A 21422-nucleotide genomic window follows, 5' to 3' on the forward strand; every position below is an offset into this window, starting at 1 on the left:
GGCTCAGGTGTTGAGCTCAAGCATCAGTGCCGGCAGTTCGGCGGCCAGTTCGCGTGCCAGGAAACCCAGCGGGCCGAGCTTGCTGGCCAAACGGTCCGCCGCCGCAGCGTGAAGGTGGGTTCCCCAACAGGCGGCCTGCGCGTCGCTGGTTCCCCGCGCCCGCAGCCCGGCGACGGCGCCAGCGAGAACGTCACCGCTGCCGGACGTCCCCAGTCCGCCGTGCCCGGTGGTGATCTTCCATAACTTCGCGCCGGCGCCCGACGGCTCGGCAATGACGCCCTGGCAGCTCACCACGGCATCAAACCGATCTGCCACGGCGGCAACATCGCGTTCGAGGTCTTTCACGTCCCGACCAGCAGCGCCGCGCCGGGCGTGGTCCGGGCCCCTCCGATCACCAGCACAGCTCCCCGCGAGTACTTGTCCTCGCCCGGTTCCGGCAACGGCCAGTCACGCAGCAGCGAGGGCGTCACCAGGATGGTGGCACCGGATTCACTGCGGGTGGACATTGGCGTCCCCTGCATGTTCGGTCACTGCCACTCCCTGCTCGGCCAGATGGTCAGCCACATTGAAACTCTCCAGTTCCCAGGGGCCCGCACCCGTAGGACGCACGTAACGGGTGATCGACGCATTCAGCACCGACGTGGTCGCCTGGATGGTCTCGGCTCCGGCCAAGCTCGCCTCTGTCGCGGCCACGTTGCCTTCGCTTTCACCGTGCCGGATCAGCAGCAACTCCACGGCACCGGCTTCCTGCACCGCGTCCGTCAGCCCGTCCTCGTTCACAAAGATCACTCCTCCGCGTGCGTTGCCGAATGCAGAACACTACCCACTGGGTACCCACCGGTCCAGAGAATAAACGCACGACGGCGATCGGGGAACCCTGTTCCCGGAACCCGCGGTGAAGTAGGTTGCTCGCATGGAGGACTCATATCAGGTCATCATTGCCGGTGCCGGATTCGCCGGAGTTGCAGCTGCCAAAGAACTTGGCCGCAAGGGTGTGCGCGTCTTGCTGATCGACTCAAACAACTACCACCAGTTCCAGCCACTCCTATATCAGGTAGCGACGTCCCAGATTGGCGTGTCGGCCATCGCCCGGCCGCTGCGTTCAGTTTTCCGCCGCTACAAGACGGTGAAAGTCCTGACCGCCAAGGTGGACACCGTCAATGCGGGAGAGCGGGCGGTCACAACTGCTGATGGCCAAACGATGCGCGCCGAAATCCTGGTTATTGCTGTCGGGGCCGTCCCGAACTTCTTCAACACCCCTGGGGCGGAAGAACTGGCTTTCCCGTTGTATTCCGTCACCGACGCCACCCGGCTCGGCACAGGCCTGACGCGGTTGCTGGACCAGGCGGACAGAAAGCCTGACGGTTCCGTGGATGTAGTAGTGGTGGGAGGCGGCCCCACTGGAGTTGAAACTGCCGGGGCAATGGCCGAGAACGTCAAGTACGTGGTTCGCAAATACTTCTCGCCGGAGCTCGCAGCGCGCTGCCGTGTGCACCTCGTGGACATGGTTCCCAGCGTGTTGAACATGTTCTCCTCAAAATCCCAGAGCTACGCAACAGAACACTTGAAGAAGGTGGGGGTCCAACTTCACATGGGAGTTGGTGTTACCGAGGTCCGCGCTGACGGCGTGACCTTGGCCGATGGGAGTTCCGTACCTGGCCAGATCGTGGTGTGGGCCGGAGGCCTGAAAGCGGGCGATCTTATTGCCGGCTCCGGACTGACCCAGGGGAGAGGGGGCCGCATTGACGTTGATACGGACCTGACTGCTCCGGATGTGGAGGGCGTGTACGTCGTCGGGGATTGCGCCAACATCACCGATTCCACGGGTGCGAAGTTGCCGCAGCTGGGGTCGGTGGCTCAACAGGCAGGTAAGTGGGCCGCATCAAACATCCTTGCGGATCTCAAGGGTGGGACCCGTACCCCGTTCCGGTACGTCGACAAGGGGTACATGGCGATGATCGGACGGGGTGCCGCCGTTGCGGAGCTCGGCCGCAAACGGATCCAGTTGCAGGGCGTTTTTGCCTTCCTTTCATGGCTGTTGGTACATCTGGCCCTGTTGTCGGGCTTGCAACAAAAGATCCGTGCCCTGTTTTCGTGGCTCAACGGATACATCCTTCACAGCCCCGCTCAAGTGGTGGTCAGCGGGCCTATCGAAAAGGAAGGGCCCGAGCAGGCGGCCAGCGGGAAGCCATGATGTCACGTCCTTCGGGTCGAGGGTGTGCGCAAGCTGCGAAGATATGAGTAGGAATCCCGAACAAGGAGCATCATGACCCTCAAAGAACGCCTGAAGGCCGACGTCGTTGACCACATGAAAGCCGGAAACAAGATCGCGCTGACCACGGTGCGCAACGTGCTGGGTGAGATCACCACACGGGAGAAGTCGGGCAAGACCCCTGTGGAACTCGACGACGTGCAAGTGACGTCGCTGCTGCAGAAGGAAGCTGCGAAGCGCCGGGATACGGCCCGTATTTACACCGAGGCCGGCGAGGCGGACCGGGCGGCAGCCGAGGTGGCAGAAGCGGAGATCATCGAGGAATACCTTCCCAAGGCACTCACCCGGGAAGAAGTGGAATCCATCGTTGACGAAGCCATCGACGCCCTGAAGGCCGACGGCCAGGAACTTTCCATGCGTTCCATTGGGGCCGTCATGAAGCCCGTCACCGCCAAGGTAGCCGGTCGTTTCGACGGCAAGACCGTCAGCGAAATTGTGCGCGGACGCTTGGCCTAGAGCAACCCCGCAAACAGGTCAGTGTTTGGCGGCCGTTCGGGCCATCAAGGCCCGGAGGTCGTCGGCTACCTTGGCTACCTCGCGTTGGCGGGCGCTTCGGTGAGGCCTTGATTCATGGCCCGCCGGCCTGGCTTTAGGAGGAGTGGCACGGAGCTGCGGATCGCGACGGAACGCTGCGTCGCGTCCAATCTTGGGATCACGCACTGGGGCGTCAACGCTGACGGAGCCCTGCAGGGGATCGTGGAAGAGCGGAAGGTTCATGGTCACTGATCCTGACACATGCGCTCGCCCTCCGATATGGACAACCGCCCACGATCTACCCGAATGACTGTGCAGATGTCCATTCGGGCTGTAGCGCGTGCCTAGCCCCAGAGCGCCTTCTTGAGCAGCGCCCTCAGTTGCACATTCTCCTCGTCGGTCAATGCGGCGAGCTGCGTCTCCTCGCAAACTTCCAGCGCGGCCCGCGCCTTGTTGTGGATCCGCCGGCCCTCGGCTGTGGAGACGATGATCTTCGCCCGGCGGTCCTGCTTGCCCTGGGCTCGTGTGACCAGGCCGCGGTGTTCGAGATCGTCCACGAGGCTGACCACCTGGCTTGGGTCCAGGCTGAGGAAATCAGCGAGCTCCCGCTGCGTGGGTTCCAGCCCGCTGCACGCGAGAGTCAGCACGGAAAATGAGCGTTCCCTCAGTCCGTAATCCGCCAGCGCCTTGTTGTTCAGCAGCGAACCCGTGGCGTGCAGTTTGGCCAGCAACAGGCCCACATCACTGCCGATTTTTGCTGCGGCCAGGCGCGGGGTTTCCACTTCGGTGCTTTGCGGGCCCATGACAACTCCAATAGTAATGAAAAACAATCGTTGACTTTTTCAATGATCCGTATTCTCATTGATCATGACAAGGATCTCACGATGCTGTGGGATCGGCCCCACCGGCGTCAGCCGGTTACTGCATGCGAAGGAGCACGCCATGAGCTTGAACGGCAAGGTTGCAATCGTTACTGGGAGTGGGCAGGGTCTTGGACTCGCTTACGCGAGGGAACTCGCCCGCCGGGGTGCCGCCGTCGTGATTAATGACGTGAATGCTGAGACTGCGGCGGAGGCTGTTGCGCTGATTGAGGCCGACGGCGGTCGGGCTACGGCGGTGGTGGTTCCGGTGGGTTCGACGGATGCTGCGAAGGCGTTGGTGGCCGGTGCTGTGGAGGCGTTTGGCGGGCTGGACATTCTGGTGACGAACGCCGGGATTCTGCGGGACAAGAGCTTGTTGAAGATGACGGATGAGGATTTTGACGTCGTCATCAACGTCCACCTGAAAGGCACATTCACGTGTGTCCGTGAGGCGTTTGCGTACTTCAAGGAGAACAACATCCCCGGCCGGATCATCACGATTGGTTCGCCGACCGGCCAGCGCGGCAACTTTGGCCAGAGCAATTACGCCGCGGCGAAGGCCGGCATCGTCGGCATGGTGCGCACGTGGGCCCTGGAGATGAAGAGGGCCGGTGTGACGGTGAATTCGGTGATTCCGGTGGCGGCAACAGCAATGACCAAGACGGTGCCGTATTTCCAGAAAGCTGTCGAGGCTGACGAGCGTGGCGAGGCGATGCCGTCGTTCTTCCGTCACGATCTTGGTTTTGGAACGGCCGACGACGTTGCCGGGCTGATTGCCTTCCTCGCCTCTGATGAGGCCACCGGGATCACGGGCCAGGCGATTGGTGCCGGTGGTGACCGGTTGCAGGTCTGGACGCACCCGACCGCGGCGAGCACTGAGTACCGAGAGGGCGGCTGGAGCTACGAGGCGCTGCAGGAGAACGCCGGCTCGCTGTTTGGCGCAGAGGCGCTGCAGAGCTTCGGCGAGGAATTCCTGCCCTTGCCCGCGGAGTTGCAGCCCGAGCCGGCTAAATCTGAAGCGGTTCAGGCGCGCTGATCATGGCAGACCGTTACGAACTGGGCATCGACGCCTCCGGGCTGGATGCGATCGACATGCATGTCCATCTCGAGGTGGACAGTTGCGGGCATGGCTCACTCCCGGAGGCGTTGACGGAGGCGTCGGCGAAGTACTTCAAGGCCGAGGACCGGACACCGTCGCTGGACAGGATTGCGGAGGTGTACCGCGAACTCAACATGGCCGCCGTCGTTTTCACGGTGGATGCCCGGACGCAGCTCAAGCACGAACCGAACAGCATCCCGGAGCTGATTGCCGGGGCTGCGCGGAACAATGATGTGCTGATTCCGTTCGGCAGTGTGGACCCGCGGACGGGGGAGGACGCGATCGCCGGGGCCAAGCACCAAGCTGTTGAGCTCGGCGCCCGGGGTTTCAAGTTCCATCCCTCGTTGCAGGGCTTCGACCCGTCCAATGAAGCGTTCTACCCGTTGTGGGAGGCCCTGCAGGAGTTGGGGTTGCCGTGTATTTTCCACACGGGCCAGAACGGCATGGGGGCTGGTCTTCCGGGCGGGTATGGGATCAAGCTGGCGTACTCGAACCCGTTGTTGCTCGATGCGGTGGCTGCTGATTTCCCGGGCCTACAAATCATCATGGCCCACCCCTCGGTGCCGTGGCAGGACGAGGCGAACTCGATCGCGACGCACAAGTCCAACGTGTTCATCGACCTGTCCGGGTGGTCGCCGAAGTACTTCCCGGAATCCTTGGTGAAAGCCTCGAATTCGGTGTTGCAGGACAAGGTGTTGTTCGGCACGGACTTCCCGCTGATCACCCCGCAAAAGTGGCTGGGCGCATTCGCGGACCTGCCGCTCAAGGACGAGGTCCGTCCCAAGATCCTCAAGGACAACGCGGTCCGGCTCCTGGGACTGGGCGGCTTGGGATGAGCACCACGACGACAGCAACAGGTGTGGAGCAGCGGCTGTACTCCGTCGCCGACTGGTACGACGCCGAAGCGCTCCTGACCACCGAAGAGCGCCGGGTTTTGGGCCGCTTGCGGGACTTCCTGGAGACCGCGGCCAAGCCGTTGCTGGCCGAGTATTGGGAGCGTGGGGAGTTCCCTGAGCAGTTGGCCCGGCCGTTGATTGATCTTGACCTGATGGAGCCGGCCGAGCTGACCGTTGAGGCTCCCGCGCGGGGGATCTTCCACGGGTTCCGGAATTTCGAGCTCGCCCGCACGGATGCTTCATTGGCTACTTGGTTCAACGCCCAGTCTGGTTTGTTCCGGACCGCGATCCGCGTCGGTGCCTCCGAGGAGCAGCAGAAGGAATGGATGCCCAGGGTCCTGGACTTCTCCCTCAAAGGCGTTTTCTCGTTGACCGAACCGGACCATGGTTCGGACATCGCTGGCGGGCTCGCCACCACCGCCCGCTACGAACCAAGCCCAGGAACAGACCCCGACGGCGGAACTGGATCCGACGGCGGTAGCTGGGTTCTGGACGGTGCGAAGCGGTGGATCGGGGGAGCCTCCACGGCGGATGTGTTGTGTGTGTTCGCCCGCGATGTCGCCGACGGGCAGGTCAAAGCTTTCCTCGTGGACCGCACCGCTCCCGGGGTGTCCCTGGAGAAGATCCAGGGTAAAACTTCGCTGCGGATGATGCAGAACGCCCACATCACCCTGGACAGTGTCCGGGTTCCGGAGGGAATGCGCCTGCATAACGTGAACTCGTTTAAGGACGTCGCGGCGATGCTGCGGGCGATGAGATCCGATGTTGCCTGGATCGCCACCGGTATCCAGGCCGGGGCGTTCGAAGCCGCCCTGGCGTATGTGAGGGAACGGCAGCAGTTCGGCCGGTCACTGGGTTCGTTCCAACTGGTCCAGGAGAAACTGGCCCGCATGCTGGGCAACATCACCGCGAGTTTGTCGTTGGTGGTGCGGCTCACCGAGCAGCAGGGCTGGGGGATCTACCGGGACCAGGACTCGGCCCTGGCCAAAATGCAGACGTCCCTGATGATGCGCGAAACCGTCGCCCTCGCCCGCGAAGTCGTGGGCGGCAACGGCATCACCCTCGCCGCCGACGTCGCGCGTTTCCACGCCGACGCCGAGGCTGTCTATTCCTACGAGGGCACCCACGAAATCAACGCCCTCATCATCGGCCGCGCCCTCACCGGCGCCAGCGCCTTTACCAACTAAATCTCTTCACACAACACCACAGGAGGCAAAGATGCCCAATCTCATCGTCGATTTCGACACCCTGCTCACCATGTCCGGCAAGGACCTCGGCACCACCGATTACCGTGAGATCACCCAGCAGCAGATCAACCTGTTCGCTGACGCGACGGACGACCAGCAGTGGATCCACACCGACCCCGAACGCGCCAAGGACGGTCCTTTCGGCGCCCCGATCGCGCATGGTTTCCTCACCTTGTCCCTGATCATCCCGTTCTGGGGCGAACTCTTCGACGTCGACGGGGTCACCACCAAGGTCAACTACGGCCTGGACAAAGTCCGCTTCACCTCCCCGGTGAAGGTCGGCTCCAAAGTCCGCATGCAGGGCAGCATCGCCGAAGTCACCGAAGTCAAGGGCGGCGCCCAGATCAAAGTCAACGCCACCATCGAAATCGAAGGCCAGGAACGCCCCGCCGTCGTCGCCGAATTCCTCGCCCGCTTCTACAAGTAACCCGCTTTCCTTCGCTAAGAAACCCACCCCTCCTCTCCCAAGGAACAGCCATGTCAGGACACACTGCGCTCGCTACGTCGAGCACGACCGCAAAGCGCAAGGAAGCGCGCACGGTCATCTTGTCCAGCTATCTGGGCAGCACCATCGAGTTCTACGACTTCCTGCTCTACGCAACTGCGGCGGCGGTCGCTTTCCCCAAAGTGTTCTTCGCCGGTACGGACGAATGGGTGGGCGTCGTTGCTGCTTACGCCACGTTCGCTGCGGGCTACGTTGCCCGGCCTCTGGGCGGCATCATCTTCGGCCACTTCGGTGACCGCATCGGACGCAAGGGCATGCTCATCGTGTCCATGGCCATGATGGGCATCGCCTCCACCCTGATCGGCCTGATTCCGGGCGCCAACGTCATTGGCCCCTGGGGTGCCGTGATCCTGGTGGTCTTGCGGGTCTGCCAGGGAATCGCCGTCGGAGGCGAATGGGGTGGAGCCGCCCTGATGGCTTTGGAGCACTCGGATCCCAAGCGACGCGGTTTCGCGGCGTCGTTCGTGAACGCCGGAGCTCCCACCGGCGCGGTCCTCGGCACCGTTGTCATGGGGATCTTCTCAGCGCTGCCACAGGACGCTTTCCTGGCGTGGGGTTGGCGCGTGCCGTTCCTGTTGTCCTTCGTGCTCCTGATCGTGGGCATGTTCGTAAGGCTCAGGGTTTCCGAGAGCCCCATCTTCGCCGAGGCCGTGGCGAAGGAAAGTGCCCAGGGTACCAAGCGCAAGATCCCGTTACTCGAAGTCCTGAAGCGTCCCAAGGCACTGATCATGATCATGTTCGCCGGCGCCGCGGGCTTCGGACTGCAGGTAGTACTGCCCACGTTCTCCGTGACCTACGCGGTCTCCAAGGGCGCACCGCAGCAGGGCGTGCTCTATGCGTTCGCGGGTGCCTCGGCCATCTCCATCCTGTTTGTCCTCCTGGGAGGCCGGCTGTCCGACCGCTTCGGCCGCCGTCCGGTGATGGTCACCGGTTTGGCCTTGTTCATCCTCTACCTGTTCCCAATGTTCGGGATGCTCAGCTCCGGCAACATCGGCCTCATCTTCCTGGCCTTCACCGTGGCGCTCATTCTGCACTCATCCCTGTACGGACCCCTCGCTGCGTTCGTGTCAGAACAGTTCGGCACCACCAACCGCTACACCGGCGCGGCTGTCGGCTACCAATTGGCCACGCTGATCGGGGCGGGCTTCACACCCGGGATCGTCGCCGGCCTCTACAAGGACGCCGGCCAGAGCATCGTCCCCGTGGTGGTGTTCCTGTCGGTCATGTCGCTGGTGTCGATTGTCTTCATCCTGCTGACGCGGGAGTCTAAGAACAACGACCTTTCCACGGTCAGTTAGGAGTAGCGCACCATGGACAACAACGGAGTTGGATCCTGGCTGCACCGCCGCCGCGCCAAGTCGGGTGCCAAGACGGCGCTCATTTCCGGCAGTCATGTCCTGAGCTACGCCGAGCTCGCCGAACGGACCGATCAATTGGCGAACGCCCTCAGAGACAGGGGAGTGGCCAAGGGGGACCGGGTGGCCTATCTCGGCGAAAACCACCCCTCCTTCGTGGAAACCTTCTTTGCCTGCGGACTGCTCGGAGCGATCTTTGTTCCGCTCAACACGCGGCTCGCCGCCCCGGAATTGCAGTTCCAGCTGGAGGACTCGGGCGCCCGGCTCCTGATCAACGCTGATGCCCTGGAGGGTGTGGCGTCCGCGTCCGTGAAGGACACACTGGTAACCCACCGTCTTGTGGTGGCGCCCGACGGCGGCACTGCCGGTTCCGCTGTGGAGCTGCCGTCCGGCGTCGAGCAGTATGGCGAGGTGATCGCTGCAGCGGCCGGGATGCCGCTGGATCAGGCCGTAACCCTCGACGACGGCGCCATGATTCTTTACACCTCCGGCACCACCGGCAAGCCCAAGGGTGCGCTGTTGACGCATGGCAATATCACGTGGAACTGCTTCAACACGGTGGTGGACATGGATTTGAACCGCAACGATGTTGCGCTCATGATTTCGCCGTTGTTCCATGTGGCCTCCCTGGATATGGGCCTGCTGCCGATGCTGCTCAAGGGCGCCACAGTGGTGCTCGAAACCAAGTTCGACCCAGGCCGCGTCCTCGAGCTGATCGGGCAACACAAAGTCACCACCCTCAACGGAGTGCCAACCACCTTCCAGATGCTCTGCGATCATCCGGAATGGTCGACGGCGGACCTCGCCTCCCTGGATAAGCTCACCTGCGGCGGTTCTGCCGTTCCGCAACGGGTGCTGGACGCATATGAGGAGCGCGGCATTGGTTTTACGAGTTGTTATGGCATGACCGAAACCGCGCCCGGCGCGACGATGCTGCCCGTGTCCCGCTCCAAGGAAAAGGCTGGCTCTTCCGGTTTGCCGCACTTCTTCACGGATGTTCGGATTGCGGATCCCCTGGGCGGTGTTGCTGCCCTAGGCGCGGTGGGGGAGATCCAGATTTCCGGCCCCAACGTCATCAAGGAGTACTGGAACCGGCCGGAGGCCACCGCGGACAGTTACGCTGACTCTTCCTGGTTCCGTTCGGGGGACATGGGCCACCAGGACGAAGAAGGCTTCCTGTTCGTCTCGGACCGTATCAAGGACATGATCATTTCCGGTGGCGAGAACATCTACCCGGCCGAGGTGGAAGCAGCCATCGCGGACCTGCCTGCTGTGGGGAGCGTGGCCGTGATCGGAGTTGCCGACGACAAGTGGGGTGAAGTTCCCCGGGCCATCGTCACTTTGCGTGAGGGTGCCACTCTCACGGAGGAGCAACTGCGCTCGCATCTGGAGAGCCGGCTGGCCAGGTACAAGATTCCCAAGTCCGTGGTGTTCGTGGAGGAGATGCCGCGCACGGCCAGCGGGAAAATCCGGAAGATGGACCTGCGGAAGCACTACGCCCAGTGACCACCTTTCCGGAGCCACCCGCGCTGACGTTCCTCGCAACGTTGGACGTCCAGGTGGGGGCGCCGATTGATGTCGGGGTAACGCCCCAGGGGCATCGGCGGATCATTCCGATTGTTGGCGGGACCGTAGCCGGCCCTGGATTCAACGGACGCGTGTTGCCCGCCGGCGCTGACTACCAGGTCCTCCGCAGCGCCGAACTGACCGAATTGGACGCCAGATATGCGGTGGAACTTGATGGAGGAGCCGTGGTCCATGTCCACAACCTGGCTCTCCGGTTTGGGGCTGCGGAAGACATCGCCCGGCTCAACCGTGGCGAGGACGTGGACCCCGCGCTGATCTACTTCCGTTGCACTCCACGGTTTTCCACCGCAGCCCCGGAGTTGAACTGGCTGAACCACGTGGTCACGGTGGGAAATGGGCGTCGCCGTCCGGGTTCGGTGGAGATCGACGTCTTTACGGTCGCCTGAAGAGCTTCGGGAAAAGAGGAAATGTTGGAGCGTTTTATGGCGACATATTCCGTTACTGGGCTAAATCGGGGTTAATTTCATCCAACGAACTGCCTAATTGGCGCGGGGGGCATTACGATGGGCACGACTCATCACTGAGTACGACCCATCTCAATGATTCACACCTACCCCGGGGGAAATACCAATGACCAGCTATCCTCAACAACCGCAACAGACCCAGCCCTATGCAGCAGAGGCCGGCGAGCCGCCGCTGTGGGCTCCGTACTATGGCGCACCGATCGGTGCCGCCGTTAAGCGTTTCTTCAAGAAGTACGCCGACTTCACCGGCCGCGCGAGCCGCAGCGAATACTGGTGGTGGACGCTGGTTTCGGTCATCGTCAGCTCGGTCTTCAACATCCTCGCAGGAGTTGTTGGAGCCGCCGGTGCAACCGTTAGTGACTCAGGCACGGTAGTCCTGGGTGGTGGAGCATACGTGTTCTACGCACTCCTCGGCATCTGGGGCCTCGCTACGATCGTCCCGTCCATCGCGCTGCTCATCCGCCGTCTGCACGACGGAAACTTCAGTGGACTGCTTGCTCTGCTCATCCTGATCCCGGGTCTTGGAGCGCTGGCAGTATTCGTCTTGGCACTCCTGCCGTCCAACCCGGCCGGTCAGCGTTTCGACCAGCCCAAGGCTGCATAGCAACAGGAGAATCACCATAAAGGGGCGGCACCACGTGTGCCGCCCCTTTTGCGTGCCCTGTGCCTGCTTCGGACCGCCCCGTGAAATGCTGTGACTGACGCGGACCGATCCCCAACGACGAGGAGTGCCATGTCCAGCCCTTCACCGATGAGGCCCAGCCCTTCACCGATGCGGCCCAGCCCTTCACGCATACGGGCCGTCAAGCGCTGCGCCGTGGTGGGCGGCGGAATCATCGGCGTTGCGGTGGCCAGGGAGCTCGCCACCAAGCTCGACGGCGCCCGGGTCACCGTCTATGAGAAGGAAGACCGCCTCGCTGCTCACCAGACCGGCCACAACTCGGGCGTGGTCCATGCCGGCCTCTACTACGAGCCCGGCGGGCTGAAGGCGCGGTTGTGCCGCAGGGGAGTGGAGTTGCTGCAGGAATTCTGCGCCATGAAGAACCTTCCCTACGAGGCCTGCGGCAAGCTGGTCATCGCCCAGACGCCTGAGGAATCAAAGCGGCTGGACAGCATCTTCGCCCGCGCTACGGCCAACGGCGTGCCGGGTGCGCGAATGCTGCACGGTGACCAAATACGCGAGGTGGAGCCGAACGCCGTCGGACTTTCTGCTTTGCACTCTCCGGAAACCGCGATCGTCGACTATACGGCCATTACCCAGGCGCTCGCCGACGACGTCCGCGCCATGGGCGGAACGATCCGGCCTGGGCAGGAGGTGACAAGGCTTGAACAGCAAGGCAGTGGGGTGGTGGTTCATACGAAGGGCGGGCGGGATCACTATGACCTCGTTGTGGCTTGCGCGGGCCTCCAGTCCGACCGTCTCGCCGAGGCAACCGGCGAGCCGGCCACCCCGCGGATCGTGCCGTTCTTCGGGCAGTACTACCTTTTGGGCCAGGAAGCCCGGGACCAGGTGAAGGGCTTGATCTACCCTCTGCCAGACCCCAGGCATCCGTTCCTGGGTGTGCACCTCACCAAGCGCATCGACGGTGAGATGATGCTCGGGCCGAATGCGTTTATCTCGTTCGGCCGTGAATCCTACGCGTGGAATGAGGTGAATTTTTCCGACATCCTGAATTACGCGCTTTTCCCGGGGTTCTGGAATTTTGCCCGCCAGAACGTGCCCTCTGCCGTCCGTGAATTCCGGACCGTCGTGAGTAGGAAGAAGTTCATCCGGGAAGCGATGCGCTTTGTTCCCTCGCTGGAGGGCGCCGGCATCCTCCCCGGAACGCGCGGCGTCCGGGCCCAGGCCATGAACGGTGACGGTTCGCTGGTGGATGACTTTGTGATCGCACGACGCCGGGACACGGTCTTGGTGCGCAACGCGCCATCGCCGGGGGCAACGTCGTCGATGGCCATCGCCGAGTACATCGTGGAGCAGGCGCTGCAGGACTGATTGGCGCCAGAGTTAACAAGCCTGTGACCCAGCAGAAACGGCGCCCACATCAGGGCTGGATACGGTTGCGGCATGATCGCATCACTGGCCTCCCTGGCAACCCGCATCGGCACCACCCTGGCGGCGTGGATCGAGGCGGCCTATGTTCTGGATTGCGTGGACCCTTCAACGGAGGAAGACGCCGGAGCGGGGTACGGAGCCAGAAGCGATCTGACCTGGCTGCCGGCACTTAGCGGCGTCACGGTAGCCAGTGCACGAGCCATCCAATCGCACGCGGAAAGGCCCCGTATTTAGCGCTGGAACCAGCTCGAAAAGCTGCAGTATGTTGCGTTGGGCACACTATTCGTTTATCGCGGGTAGTATGCCCTAAACTGCTTCACTGAGGTGCCGGTATAGGCACTATGCAGCAACGAAAGCGAACCTTCAATGGCTACTGATTACGACGCCCCGCGCAAGACAGAAGAAGAGTCTCCCGCCGAATCGCTTGAAGCCCTTCAGGCATCCCGTGGGAACAGTGCGCAGACTGCAGTGATCGACGTCGAGGAAAACGATACCGCCGAAGGAATCGACCTTCCTGGCGCCGACCTTTCCGGTGAAGAACTGACTGTCATTGTGGTCCCGGAACAGTCCGATGAATTCACCTGTGGTTCCTGCTTCCTTGTCCGCCACCGCTCCCAGATTGCGCTGGAAAAGAACGGCCTGAAGTTCTGCAAGGACTGCGAGGGCTAAGTAACGCCAGGGTCTCGTTATCTTCGATCACGAAAAAGTGCGCGGAGACCTTTAAAACAGCCGCGGAATGCGGCTGTTTCCGGCTTTCGACGACCCTCCTGTGATCACTGGACAGCGCGCTTAACGGTTGCGCGCCGAAGCGGCCACAACCCGTTCAAACCCCGCATGCGCTCCTACAGTTGAAGTATCAACTTCGCCTGAAGGGGGCACAAAAAATGAGGAAACTAGGAGCGGGTTTGGCAGCCGTCCTGGCAGCTGCCGGACTCGGTCTGGCGGCACCGGGGCCGGCCTCGGCAGCGCCATATTGCGGAATCGCGTGGGGTTCCTTGGCCAAGGCCGATCCCGACATGAGTTCCGCCAACGTCACGAACGTCCGCACCGGCCAACAGCCGTGTTTCGACCGTTTGGTGATTGACATGACCGGCAAAGTGGCTGGCTATTCGGTGCAGTATGTGCCGGTGGTGGTGCAGGACGCCACTGGCTATCCCATCCCGGTTCTCGGGGACGCTGACCTGCAAGTAGTGGTAACGGCACCCTCCCACGACCAGTACGGCCAGCCCACGTACCTGCCTGCAGCCAAGGCAGAGCTCTCCAACGTGTCGGGCTACCAGACGTTCCGTCAGGTGGTCTTTGCGGGCAGCTTCGAGGGCACCACGAGCATCGGCTTGGGCGTCCGTGCCCGGCTTCCGTTCCGGGTGTTCACCTTGGACGGGCCCGACGGCGGGTCCCGCCTGGTGGTGGACGTCGCCCATCGCTGGTAGGAGGTTCGGCCACTGCTCGCCACAACGCGGGAAGTCCGCCACAACGCGAGAAAGCGGCCAGTTCGCCGGAGACTTCCCTGCGAACTGGCCGCTTTCCCACGAACTCGACGCAGGCGTACCGGGGGGGCGTCTATTCCGGTACCACCAGGGCCGGGGTGTCCTTCCGGATGGTCTCGCCGCGGAAGAAGCCCGGGCGGACACGGGACATGATCAGCATGACCACGGCACCCAACGCCAGGATCCCGATGCCGAGCACGAACACGAGCCCCACTCCGAAGATCTCCGAGCCGCTGCCGAACTCCGGAGCCCAGCTGTCAACGGCGGTCTGCAGGAAGACCACGAACAGGCCTACGCCACCCAGCAGCGGGCAGACGAGCCGGAAGAAGAAGTTCCGGGCGCTGGAGAACACGCTGTTGCGGAAGTACCAAACACAGGCAATCGCCGTCAGCCCGTAGTAGAAGCAGATCATCAAGCCCAAAGCCAGGATGGTGTCGTTAAGGACGTTCTCGCTGATCACGTGCATCACTGCGTAGAAGCCCGCCGACAGGACGCCGGCCGCAACGGTGGCGAAGCCCGGCGTCGAGAACTTCTTGCTCATGTGGCTGAAGCGCTCGGGCAGGGCGCCGTAGTGCGCCATGGCCAGCAGGCTGCGCGACGGCGAGGTGAACGTGGACTGCAGGGAGGCGGCGGAGCTGGACAGCACCGCCAGGGACATGAGGATCGCGAAGGGACCCATGACCGGGGAGGCGAGTGCCGTGAAGACGTTGGCATGGTTGTCGGCGTTGTTCAGGCCGATTCCCGTATCGCCGACTCCGGCAAACATCATGGTGGCGATGGTGACCAACAGGTAGATGCCCAGGACGATCACTGCGGTCAGCGTGCCTGCAAGGCCGGCCGTCTTCTTGCCGTTGGCGGTTTCTTCGTTCACAGTGAGGCAGACATCCCAGCCCCAGTAGACGAAGATCGACAATGAGATGCCGGCCGCGATCTGGCCGAAAGTCTCGATCTTGGTGACGTCGAACCAGTCCCAGCTGAACGGAACAGCGGTCTCGGAGGTGGACCAGTTGGCGAAAGCCATAGCCACGAACAGTCCCAGGACCAGCAGCTGGAAGCCCACCAAACCGTACTGGACGATCTTGGTGGTGTGCAGTCCGCGGTAGCTGATCCACACCGCCAGGGCCACGAAGACGAAACATGTGGCAACGTTCAGGAGTTTGTCCGAAGCGAGGTCGGCGAGCTCGGGTGAGCCCGTGGCCTGCGCCAGGAACAGGTAGAAGAAGTCCACGGCGACGCCCGCGAGGTTGGACAGCACAATGATGTTGGCCGCGAGCAGGCCCCAGCCACCCATCCAGCCCACCCAGGGGCCGAATGCCTTGGTGACCCAGGTGAACGTGGTGCCGCTGTCCGGGGAGTCCGCGTTGAGCTCCCGGTACGCGAGCGAGACCAGGATCATCGGAATGAACCCGATCAGGAAGATGACGGGTAGTTGCAGCCCGACTTCGTTGACTGTCGGGCCAAGGGCGCCCGTTAGTGTGTACGCCGGAGCGATGGTTGAAATGCCAAGAACGACGACGGCGAGGAGCCCCAACTGCCCCGTCTTCAGTCCTTTGCCGCTGATGTCGTGCGACTTCGCAGCGTCACTGCCGCTGCGGCGGATTGTCTGGCTCATGAGAGGCCCTTTCTAGATGGCCGAAGGCTGTTGCTGCGTAATGCAGTGGATGCGGCCGCCCCGGGCGAAGAGTTCCGGCGTGTCAACACTGACCACGCGGCGTCCGGGGTAGGCATCGGCGAGAATGCGGAGCGCTTTCTCGTCCATGGGGTCGTTGAATCTGCAGGCGATGACGCCGCCGTCTCGGACGGCATGCGCCAAGAGCTCACGCGGAGGCTCCTTTGGATAGAGGTCCGTGCTTGTGCTTGTGCGGTGCCGCGCGGTGCGTTGGGGTGTGGGCTCCCCGTTTGGTACGGGCCAGGAAAGTCGGGGCTTCCAGGCTGGCAATTTCAATCATGGGGGCAAGTACTCCGTGAGACGACAGTCACTAAATGAATAGCGTTCATTTAGTATGACCGGAGTCACGCTTCAGCGCAAGGAGCGGGCAGAATGCCATGCATTTATGACTGGTCTGGGTTGGGCTGCGGGTGGAGCCGCTCCCGGCTCGAGGGTACGGCCTGCGTGGGGCGGCATCTCAACCAGTCCCGTGCCCCGCACTATGGGTGGGTTCGACTGCCGAGGGGCGGCATCTCGGCTCTTTGCCGACGGAACCAACGCTCATCGAGCTGGGCTCCCTCATGTCTTGGGGCAAGTTTTCCACATAGGGAAGTTGGGGCCTGATGGTGCTACGTGCCGGCTGGAAGAGTTGAGGCATGGAGCAGATTCGAGCCACTCAGACGCCGTCAGGCACGGCTCTCGCTCGCGCCCAACGGCCGCCGTCCAGGGGATCCGGACCTCGGGTTTCTGACCTCATCACACTCCTGGGCGCAGTCCGCCTCGGCGCCGACAGCGGGGAGCTGATCGATCAGATCCGCGGGTTGGAGAATCTGAAGTCCGCCGTCACCGGGTTGCAGGCGAGGATCGCGGTGGCTTTCGATCTGGCACAACGGCAAGAGCAGGCCGAGGCCGGTGTGCCCGTGTCCGAGCGGGGTAAGGGTGTCGGGGCGCAGGTGGCGTTGGCTCGGCGGGAGTCCCCGAATCGTGGCTCCCGACTCCTGGGGATGGCCAAAGCCCTGGTCATGGAGATGCCGAGGACTCTGGCGGCGCTGGAGTCAGGGGAGTTGAATGAGTGGCGGGCGACGCTGCTGGTCAGGGAAACGGCGTGCTTGTCTGTGGAGGACAGGTGTGCGGTGGATGAGGAACTCGCCGCGGACACCGGAACTTTCGACGGCGCTGGGGATCAAGCGATCATTGCCGCGGCGAAAGCGGCCGCGTACCGGCGTGATCCGCGGTCGGTGGTGAAGCGTGCCTCCCACGCTGTCACCGAGCGGACCGTGAGTCTTCGTCCGGCGCCGGACACCATGACGTACCTGACTGCGTTGCTGCCCGTCGCGCAAGGGGTCGCGGTCTATGCCGCGCTCACGCGTCGGGCTGATTCTGCCCGTTCGGCCGGTGATCCCCGGAACCGGGGCCAGATCATGGCCGACACCCTCGTCGAGCGCATCACCGGTACACCGGGAGGGATCTCAGGGATCAACCTGGACCTCGTCATGACCGACCGAACCCTCTTCCAGGGCGATGCCGAACCCGCACGCGTGAAGGGCTACGGAATTGTCCCAGCAGGGTGGGCCCGGAAACTGGTCGGCGCGGGAGAAGCGGCATCACCAGGACACAGGCCAATAGCAGGCGTCGAACCCGCACCACGCCAAAAGCGACCGCCGGTCCCAGACCCCTCGCTACGGCAGAGCTTCGGATCATCGCCAGACCGGGATGTCCCGCGGGTTAGGGATGCCCCGCCGGAGCAGGATCGCGAGTTCCAGGTCTGGCTTCGCCGGCTCTACACTGCACCGGCCACGGGAGACCTCCTGACCATGGATTCCAAAGCCAGGCTCTTCCCACCCCGGCTCAGACGCTTCATCGAAACCCGTGATGACACCTGCCGCACCCCCTACTGCGACGCGCCCATCCGCCATATCGACCACATCGTGCCCTGGCACGCCGGAGGCACCACCACCCTGGCCAACGGGGCCGGACTCTGCGAAGCCTGCAACCACACCAAAGAAAACACCGGCTGGAGCGCCAACACCGTGTCCGGGGACGTCCATACCGTGGAATTACGCACGCCCACGGGGCATGTGTACCGTTCCAAAGCCCCGCCGATGCCGGGCCCTGGCACTCTTCGCGCCACCGCTCCAATGTCCGAGTCGCCTGAGATTTTCGTCAGCTGAACCTGAAGGCTCAGGGCTTATTTAGCGGCCCAGTATCTAGCGGCCCGGTGATTAGTAACCCAGTGTCGGCAACGTCAGGATTTCGGCTCCGTCGTTGGTGATGGCGATGGTGTGCTCGCTGTGGGCTGTCCGGCAACCCGTCACGCTGCGGAGCGTCCATCCGTCGGCGTCGGTGACCAGTTGTGCGGTGTCGGCCATGACCCAGGGCTCGAGGGCCAGCAGCAAACCGGGACGCAGCTTGTAGCCGCGGCCGGGCCGTCCCATGTTTGGGACGTGGGGATCCTGGTGCATGGTCGACCCGATGCCATGGCCACCGAACTCGGTGTTGACGGGGTAGCCCGCCTCGCTCAGGACTGCGCCGATGGCGTAGGAGAGGTCTCCGATCTTGGCGCCGGGGCGGGCTGCTGCAATTCCGGCGCGCAGGGCTCGCTCGGTCACCTCGATCATCGCCACGCTCTCCGCCGGCCTCGATTCGCCCACGATGAAGCTGATGGCAGAGTCGGCTGCGACGCCGTGGAGGGAGACGGCGAGGTCGAGTGTCAACAGGTCGCCGTCGGCAAGTGCGTAGTCCCGGGGCAACCCGTGCAGCACGGCATCGTTGACGCCTGTGCAGATGTAGTGGCCGAAGGGACCCCGTCCAAAGGAGGGTGCGTAGTCGACGTAACAGGAGACTGCTCCTGCCTCGAGGATCATGGACTTTGCCCACTGGTCGATGTCCAGGAGGTTTGTGCCCACAGTGGTACGGCCCTTCAAGGTGTGCAGAATGTTGGCGACCAATGCCCCCGTATCCTTTGCGCGGACAAGCTCAGCGGGGCTGAGGATTTCGATCATTCGGCGCCTTTCGTTCATGTGAGACCAATAACTATCCCGGCCATATTATCCCGGTATTACAATTGGAGCCATGGTCAGGCTGCCGCTTACTCCCGCAGAGGCCGAGCGTGGACAACGCCTCGGTGCTCTGCTGCGTCGCGCCCGGGGCGGGCGATCCATGTTGGAGACCGCCCTCGATGCCCGGGTCTCGCCGGAAACGCTCCGAAAGATTGAGTCGGGCAGGGTGGCTACGCCGGCTTTCCCAACCGTAGCTGCGATCGCCGACGTCCTTGGGCTTTCCCTTGACGAGGTATGGGCCGAGATCAACCAACCCGACAAGGGCGTAGATGCTGAAGGCTCTCGACGAAGCGCCCGCGAATGGCTCGCCTCCTAGGCTTTGTGGCAGACGCCTCAGCGCTTGGGGCGGGCCCGAACATGAAGTCGCTCGCCTTGCTGGCCAAATAGTGTGAGGAGTTCCACCGGTTCCGAGGTGGCACTCGTAAACCAGTGTGGAGTGCGGGTGTCGAATTCCGCCACCTCGCCCGGTTTCAAAATGAAGTCGCTGTCGCCAAGCACTAAGCGCAGCTTTCCGTTGAGGATGTACATCCAGTCGTAACCTTCGTGCGATTGCGGCTCCGGAATCTCCTTGCCTGTGCCACTCTTGAGCACCATCTTGAACGCCTGGATTCCGCCGGGTCGCCGAGTGAGGGGGAGGGCGGTGCCCCACTCGTGAACGTGTGGTTTGAGGTGGATGCGGGGATCACCAGTCTCCGGGGCGTCGATCAACTCTTCCAGGGGGACTTGATGGAGCCGCGCGATCGGGAGCAGGAGTTCCAGGGTGGGTTTGCGCTGGCCTGACTCCAGCCTCGAAAGCGTACTGACGGAGATGCCGGTTGCCTCCGAAGCTTCCGCAAGCGTCACGTTGCGCTGTGTCCGCATCGTGCGCAGGCGGGGACCGACGGCGTCGAGCATGGTGCTGAAATCTGTAACCATTCCTCCAGTTTGCCATAGCGGCAAAAATACTTGCTGATACTGCCGAGTGTCCCGAACCATGGAAGAAAGCGGTACGGAGCCGCTTGAGACATGTGGAGGCACCGTGGGTGAAGAATTGAACAACAGCCAGATGGTCGAGCAATACGACGTCGTAGTGGTGGGAGGTGGCGCAGCTGGGTTAAGTGCGGCGGTCACCCTGGGGAGGGCATTGCGCTCGGTCCTGGTCATCGACGCCGGCGAGCCCAGGAATGCGCCGGCGGCCGGGGTGCACGGTTTCCTGTCCCGGGATGGCATCAATCCCATGGAACTGCTGGCGCTCGGACGCGCTGAGGCGCGGCAGTATGGGGCCGACCTCGTGGACGGCATCGCAGTTGCAGCGAGGACGACGGCGGATCCCGGCTCAGGCGCGGAGCTCGCGTTCGAGGTGGACTTGGCCGATGGCCGGACCGTGGCCGCACGCCGCCTGCTGGTCAGTACCGGGCTGGTAGACAAACTGCCCGACATCGATGGCATCAGGGAGCGCTGGGGAAGGGATGTTCTGCACTGCCCCTACTGCCACGGCTGGGAGGTCAGGAACAAGGCGATTGGAATTCTGGGTTCGGTGCCCATGGCGCTGCACCAGGCCCTGCTCTTCCGCCAGTGGAGCCCCAACATCACCCTGTTCCTGAACGACATTGTGGAGCCGACGGAAGAGGAATGGGAACAACTTGCTGCCCGTTCCATCACGGTGGTGGACGGCAAGGTGCGGTCCCTGGACGTGACCGATGACGTCTTGTCCGGCGTTGTCCTGGCATCAGGGAAAATGATCCCCGTGGAAGCTGTCGTTACAGGGCCTCGACTACAGGCGCGCTCGGCCGTGCTGGAATCGCTGGGCATCGCATCAGTGGTTCACCCGATGGGCGTGGGGACCCATGTCGAGGTGACGCCACAGGGCGCGACGTCGATGCCGGGTGTGTGGGCGGCGGGCAACGTCTCCGACCTCACCGGTCAGGTGATGGCGTCGGCAGCTTCGGGCGTCATGGCAGGGGCAGCCATCAATGCCGATCTGATGGTTGAGGAGACGAGGTTGGCTGTGGATGCGGCCCGACTCTCAGCCTTGTCACGATAACGGTCCAAGTCCGTGGCAGCCTCTTCTTCGACCACTGGGACCCGGCGGTGGTGAGCTGGTTGGGCAACCGCCGCGACAGCTGACCAGAAAACAGTCGGCTTGTGGCGTTCACGAGAGGACGATTAAGGGACAGCAGTTGGAGGAGGTTGGTATGTGCTGCGCGCACTACGACGACTTCGAGCGGCGCACGAAGAAGGACTCCGCGCGCAAGCCCGAGACGCACACGTTTGATGCAAGCAAAGATGAAGCACCCGCAGGGAAGCGTCCGCAGACAGAAGGAACACTGTGGACTTTCCTTGCCCGCCGTCGCAGGGAATTTGAGGTTTCAGAACCGAAGATCGACCGCATCCGCGAGAAGGTTTAGGCATTCACAGGCACAGTCATGGAAGCTGG

Annotated in this window: 24 protein-coding genes and 2 pseudogenes; 18 read left to right on the forward strand and 8 right to left on the reverse strand. The window is 63.0% G+C overall.

Annotation, left to right across the window (positions count from 1 at the left end; genetic code table 11):
• Window positions 1–3: 3 nt before the first annotated feature.
• Together J3D46_RS09435 and J3D46_RS09440 are read right to left on the reverse strand one after the other, a co-directional pair.
• Window positions 4–506: pseudogene (locus J3D46_RS09435) on the reverse strand (NAD(P)H-hydrate dehydratase).
• Entirely contained in the window at window positions 490–780 is a 291-nt protein-coding gene (locus J3D46_RS09440; RefSeq protein ID WP_231340990.1) for a hypothetical protein, read from the reverse strand. The pseudogene J3D46_RS09435 and the gene J3D46_RS09440 overlap by 17 nt, the downstream one beginning before the upstream one ends.
• Window positions 781–913: 133 nt before the next feature.
• On the opposite strand from J3D46_RS09440, the gene J3D46_RS09445 reads away from it, so the two are divergent.
• Both J3D46_RS09445 and J3D46_RS09450 read left to right on the forward strand, forming a co-directional pair.
• The gene (locus J3D46_RS09445) at window positions 914–2194 is read left to right on the forward strand and encodes an NAD(P)/FAD-dependent oxidoreductase (RefSeq protein WP_253466641.1); all 1281 of its coding nucleotides are present in this window, start codon (window positions 914–916) and stop codon (window positions 2192–2194) included.
• A gap of 72 nt (window positions 2195–2266) precedes the next feature.
• Complete coding sequence (locus tag J3D46_RS09450) at window positions 2267–2728, forward strand: GatB/YqeY domain-containing protein (protein WP_231340988.1); 462 nt, start codon at window positions 2267–2269, stop codon at window positions 2726–2728.
• 18 nt (window positions 2729–2746) lie between these two features.
• Here the strand turns inward: J3D46_RS09450 and J3D46_RS09455 are convergent, their stop codons facing one another.
• Window positions 2747–2989 (reverse strand): hypothetical protein, encoded by a 243-nt coding sequence (locus tag J3D46_RS09455; protein ID WP_231340987.1) that lies wholly within the window; start codon window positions 2987–2989, stop codon window positions 2747–2749.
• Window positions 2990–3090: 101 nt separating this feature from the next.
• Window positions 3091–3549 carry a MarR family winged helix-turn-helix transcriptional regulator gene (locus J3D46_RS09460; RefSeq protein ID WP_231340986.1) on the reverse strand — a complete coding sequence of 153 codons (459 nt, stop codon included), beginning with the start codon at window positions 3547–3549 and terminating at the stop codon, window positions 3091–3093.
• 139 nt (window positions 3550–3688) lie between these two features.
• Here J3D46_RS09460 and J3D46_RS09465 point away from each other — a divergent pair, with 139 nt between their 5' ends.
• The 12 genes from J3D46_RS09465 to J3D46_RS09520 all read left to right on the forward strand — a co-directional run bounded on the left by J3D46_RS09465 (window position 3689) and on the right by J3D46_RS09520 (window position 14242).
• Window positions 3689–4642: an SDR family NAD(P)-dependent oxidoreductase gene (locus tag J3D46_RS09465; RefSeq protein WP_231340985.1), complete on the forward strand. Its 954-nt coding sequence runs from the start codon at window positions 3689–3691 to the stop codon at window positions 4640–4642.
• 2 nt (window positions 4643–4644) lie between these two features.
• Window positions 4645–5541 carry an amidohydrolase family protein gene (locus J3D46_RS09470; RefSeq protein WP_231340984.1) on the forward strand — a complete coding sequence of 299 codons (897 nt, stop codon included), beginning with the start codon at window positions 4645–4647 and terminating at the stop codon, window positions 5539–5541.
• On the forward strand, window positions 5538–6788 hold the full coding sequence (locus tag J3D46_RS09475) for an acyl-CoA dehydrogenase family protein (protein ID WP_231340983.1): 1251 nt from the start codon (window positions 5538–5540) through the stop codon (window positions 6786–6788). Before J3D46_RS09470 ends, J3D46_RS09475 begins: the two co-directional genes overlap by 4 nt.
• Window positions 6789–6819: 31 nt before the next feature.
• The gene (locus tag J3D46_RS09480) at window positions 6820–7275 is read left to right on the forward strand and encodes a MaoC family dehydratase (RefSeq protein ID WP_231340982.1); all 456 of its coding nucleotides are present in this window, start codon (window positions 6820–6822) and stop codon (window positions 7273–7275) included.
• Window positions 7276–7325: 50 nt separating this feature from the next.
• Window positions 7326–8651 carry an MFS transporter gene (locus tag J3D46_RS09485; protein ID WP_231340981.1) on the forward strand — a complete coding sequence of 442 codons (1326 nt, stop codon included), beginning with the start codon at window positions 7326–7328 and terminating at the stop codon, window positions 8649–8651.
• A gap of 12 nt (window positions 8652–8663) precedes the next feature.
• Window positions 8664–10214: an o-succinylbenzoate--CoA ligase gene (gene menE / locus J3D46_RS09490; RefSeq protein ID WP_231340980.1), complete on the forward strand. Its 1551-nt coding sequence runs from the start codon at window positions 8664–8666 to the stop codon at window positions 10212–10214.
• On the forward strand, window positions 10211–10681 hold the full coding sequence (locus tag J3D46_RS09495) for a DUF3237 domain-containing protein (RefSeq protein ID WP_231340979.1): 471 nt from the start codon (window positions 10211–10213) through the stop codon (window positions 10679–10681). Before menE ends, J3D46_RS09495 begins: the two co-directional genes overlap by 4 nt.
• A 184-nt stretch (window positions 10682–10865) precedes the next feature.
• Window positions 10866–11363, forward strand: a complete 498-nt coding sequence (locus J3D46_RS09500) for a DUF805 domain-containing protein (protein ID WP_231340978.1) — start codon at window positions 10866–10868, stop codon at window positions 11361–11363.
• 168 nt (window positions 11364–11531) lie between these two features.
• Entirely contained in the window at window positions 11532–12752 is a 1221-nt protein-coding gene (gene lhgO, locus J3D46_RS09505) for an L-2-hydroxyglutarate oxidase (RefSeq protein WP_231341017.1), read from the forward strand.
• A gap of 72 nt (window positions 12753–12824) precedes the next feature.
• A complete protein-coding gene (locus tag J3D46_RS09510; RefSeq protein WP_231340977.1) occupies window positions 12825–13046 on the forward strand; it encodes a hypothetical protein in 222 nt (73 codons plus the stop codon).
• A gap of 132 nt (window positions 13047–13178) precedes the next feature.
• Window positions 13179–13481, forward strand: a complete 303-nt coding sequence (locus J3D46_RS09515) for a DUF4193 domain-containing protein (protein WP_090820569.1) — start codon at window positions 13179–13181, stop codon at window positions 13479–13481.
• A 215-nt stretch (window positions 13482–13696) separates the two neighbouring features.
• Window positions 13697–14242, forward strand: a complete 546-nt coding sequence (locus J3D46_RS09520) for a hypothetical protein (protein ID WP_231340976.1) — start codon at window positions 13697–13699, stop codon at window positions 14240–14242.
• A 130-nt stretch (window positions 14243–14372) separates the two neighbouring features.
• Here J3D46_RS09520 and J3D46_RS09525 read toward each other — a convergent pair whose 3' ends face one another.
• Both J3D46_RS09525 and J3D46_RS09530 read right to left on the reverse strand, forming a co-directional pair.
• Window positions 14373–15911: an APC family permease gene (locus J3D46_RS09525; RefSeq protein WP_231340975.1), complete on the reverse strand. Its 1539-nt coding sequence runs from the start codon at window positions 15909–15911 to the stop codon at window positions 14373–14375.
• Between the two features lie 12 nt (window positions 15912–15923).
• A pseudogene (locus J3D46_RS09530) lies at window positions 15924–16106 on the reverse strand (agmatine deiminase family protein); the annotation flags it as partial.
• A 497-nt stretch (window positions 16107–16603) separates the two neighbouring features.
• Between J3D46_RS09530 and J3D46_RS09535 the strand changes: the two are divergent.
• Complete coding sequence (locus J3D46_RS09535) at window positions 16604–18118, forward strand: HNH endonuclease signature motif containing protein (protein WP_231340974.1); 1515 nt, start codon at window positions 16604–16606, stop codon at window positions 18116–18118.
• A 51-nt stretch (window positions 18119–18169) separates the two neighbouring features.
• Here the strand turns inward: J3D46_RS09535 and map are convergent, their stop codons facing one another.
• Entirely contained in the window at window positions 18170–18949 is a 780-nt protein-coding gene (map, locus tag J3D46_RS09540; RefSeq protein ID WP_231340973.1) for a type I methionyl aminopeptidase, read from the reverse strand.
• 70 nt (window positions 18950–19019) lie between these two features.
• Between map and J3D46_RS09545 the strand changes: the two genes are divergently transcribed.
• Complete coding sequence (locus J3D46_RS09545; RefSeq protein WP_231340972.1) at window positions 19020–19322, forward strand: helix-turn-helix domain-containing protein; 303 nt, start codon at window positions 19020–19022, stop codon at window positions 19320–19322.
• Window positions 19323–19339: 17 nt separating this feature from the next.
• On the opposite strand, the gene J3D46_RS09550 is transcribed toward J3D46_RS09545, so the two are convergent.
• Window positions 19340–19921, reverse strand: a complete 582-nt coding sequence (locus J3D46_RS09550) for a helix-turn-helix domain-containing protein (protein ID WP_231340971.1) — start codon at window positions 19919–19921, stop codon at window positions 19340–19342.
• 130 nt (window positions 19922–20051) lie between these two features.
• Here J3D46_RS09550 and J3D46_RS09555 point away from each other — a divergent pair, with 130 nt between their 5' ends.
• Together J3D46_RS09555 and J3D46_RS09560 are read left to right on the forward strand one after the other, a co-directional pair.
• Window positions 20052–21029 (forward strand): NAD(P)/FAD-dependent oxidoreductase, encoded by a 978-nt coding sequence (locus tag J3D46_RS09555; RefSeq protein ID WP_231341016.1) that lies wholly within the window; start codon window positions 20052–20054, stop codon window positions 21027–21029.
• Window positions 21030–21180: 151 nt separating this feature from the next.
• Window positions 21181–21393, forward strand: a complete 213-nt coding sequence (locus J3D46_RS09560) for a hypothetical protein (protein ID WP_231340970.1) — start codon at window positions 21181–21183, stop codon at window positions 21391–21393.
• Window positions 21394–21422: the final 29 nt, after the last annotated feature.

Origin of the sequence: Paenarthrobacter sp. A20 (assembly GCF_024168825.1) — a bacterium.
GTDB lineage: Bacteria > Actinomycetota > Actinomycetes > Actinomycetales > Micrococcaceae > Arthrobacter.

What these genes read in the sequence shown, in the direction of transcription:
- J3D46_RS09445 (WP_253466641.1), top strand. Translation starts at nt 914, where the DNA reads ATGGAGGACTCATATCAGGTCATCATTGCCGGTGCCGGATTCGCCGGA.
- J3D46_RS09450 (WP_231340988.1), top strand. Translation starts at nt 2,267, where the DNA reads ATGACCCTCAAAGAACGCCTGAAGGCCGACGTCGTTGACCACATGAAA.
- J3D46_RS09455 (WP_231340987.1), bottom strand. Translation starts at nt 2,989, where the DNA reads ATGAACCTTCCGCTCTTCCACGATCCCCTGCAGGGCTCCGTCAGCGTT.
- J3D46_RS09460 (WP_231340986.1), bottom strand. Translation starts at nt 3,549, where the DNA reads ATGGGCCCGCAAAGCACCGAAGTGGAAACCCCGCGCCTGGCCGCAGCA.
- J3D46_RS09465 (WP_231340985.1), top strand. Translation starts at nt 3,689, where the DNA reads ATGAGCTTGAACGGCAAGGTTGCAATCGTTACTGGGAGTGGGCAGGGT.
- J3D46_RS09470 (WP_231340984.1), top strand. Translation starts at nt 4,645, where the DNA reads ATGGCAGACCGTTACGAACTGGGCATCGACGCCTCCGGGCTGGATGCG.
- J3D46_RS09475 (WP_231340983.1), top strand. Translation starts at nt 5,538, where the DNA reads ATGAGCACCACGACGACAGCAACAGGTGTGGAGCAGCGGCTGTACTCC.
- J3D46_RS09480 (WP_231340982.1), top strand. Translation starts at nt 6,820, where the DNA reads ATGCCCAATCTCATCGTCGATTTCGACACCCTGCTCACCATGTCCGGC.
- J3D46_RS09485 (WP_231340981.1), top strand. Translation starts at nt 7,326, where the DNA reads ATGTCAGGACACACTGCGCTCGCTACGTCGAGCACGACCGCAAAGCGC.
- menE (WP_231340980.1), top strand. Translation starts at nt 8,664, where the DNA reads ATGGACAACAACGGAGTTGGATCCTGGCTGCACCGCCGCCGCGCCAAG.
- J3D46_RS09500 (WP_231340978.1), top strand. Translation starts at nt 10,866, where the DNA reads ATGACCAGCTATCCTCAACAACCGCAACAGACCCAGCCCTATGCAGCA.
- lhgO (WP_231341017.1), top strand. Translation starts at nt 11,532, where the DNA reads ATGCGGCCCAGCCCTTCACGCATACGGGCCGTCAAGCGCTGCGCCGTG.
- J3D46_RS09510 (WP_231340977.1), top strand. Translation starts at nt 12,825, where the DNA reads ATGATCGCATCACTGGCCTCCCTGGCAACCCGCATCGGCACCACCCTG.
- J3D46_RS09515 (WP_090820569.1), top strand. Translation starts at nt 13,179, where the DNA reads ATGGCTACTGATTACGACGCCCCGCGCAAGACAGAAGAAGAGTCTCCC.
- J3D46_RS09520 (WP_231340976.1), top strand. Translation starts at nt 13,697, where the DNA reads ATGAGGAAACTAGGAGCGGGTTTGGCAGCCGTCCTGGCAGCTGCCGGA.
- J3D46_RS09525 (WP_231340975.1), bottom strand. Translation starts at nt 15,911, where the DNA reads ATGAGCCAGACAATCCGCCGCAGCGGCAGTGACGCTGCGAAGTCGCAC.
- J3D46_RS09535 (WP_231340974.1), top strand. Translation starts at nt 16,604, where the DNA reads ATGGAGCAGATTCGAGCCACTCAGACGCCGTCAGGCACGGCTCTCGCT.
- map (WP_231340973.1), bottom strand. Translation starts at nt 18,949, where the DNA reads ATGATCGAAATCCTCAGCCCCGCTGAGCTTGTCCGCGCAAAGGATACG.
- J3D46_RS09545 (WP_231340972.1), top strand. Translation starts at nt 19,020, where the DNA reads ATGGTCAGGCTGCCGCTTACTCCCGCAGAGGCCGAGCGTGGACAACGC.
- J3D46_RS09550 (WP_231340971.1), bottom strand. Translation starts at nt 19,921, where the DNA reads ATGGTTACAGATTTCAGCACCATGCTCGACGCCGTCGGTCCCCGCCTG.
- J3D46_RS09555 (WP_231341016.1), top strand. Translation starts at nt 20,052, where the DNA reads ATGGTCGAGCAATACGACGTCGTAGTGGTGGGAGGTGGCGCAGCTGGG.
- J3D46_RS09560 (WP_231340970.1), top strand. Translation starts at nt 21,181, where the DNA reads ATGTGCTGCGCGCACTACGACGACTTCGAGCGGCGCACGAAGAAGGAC.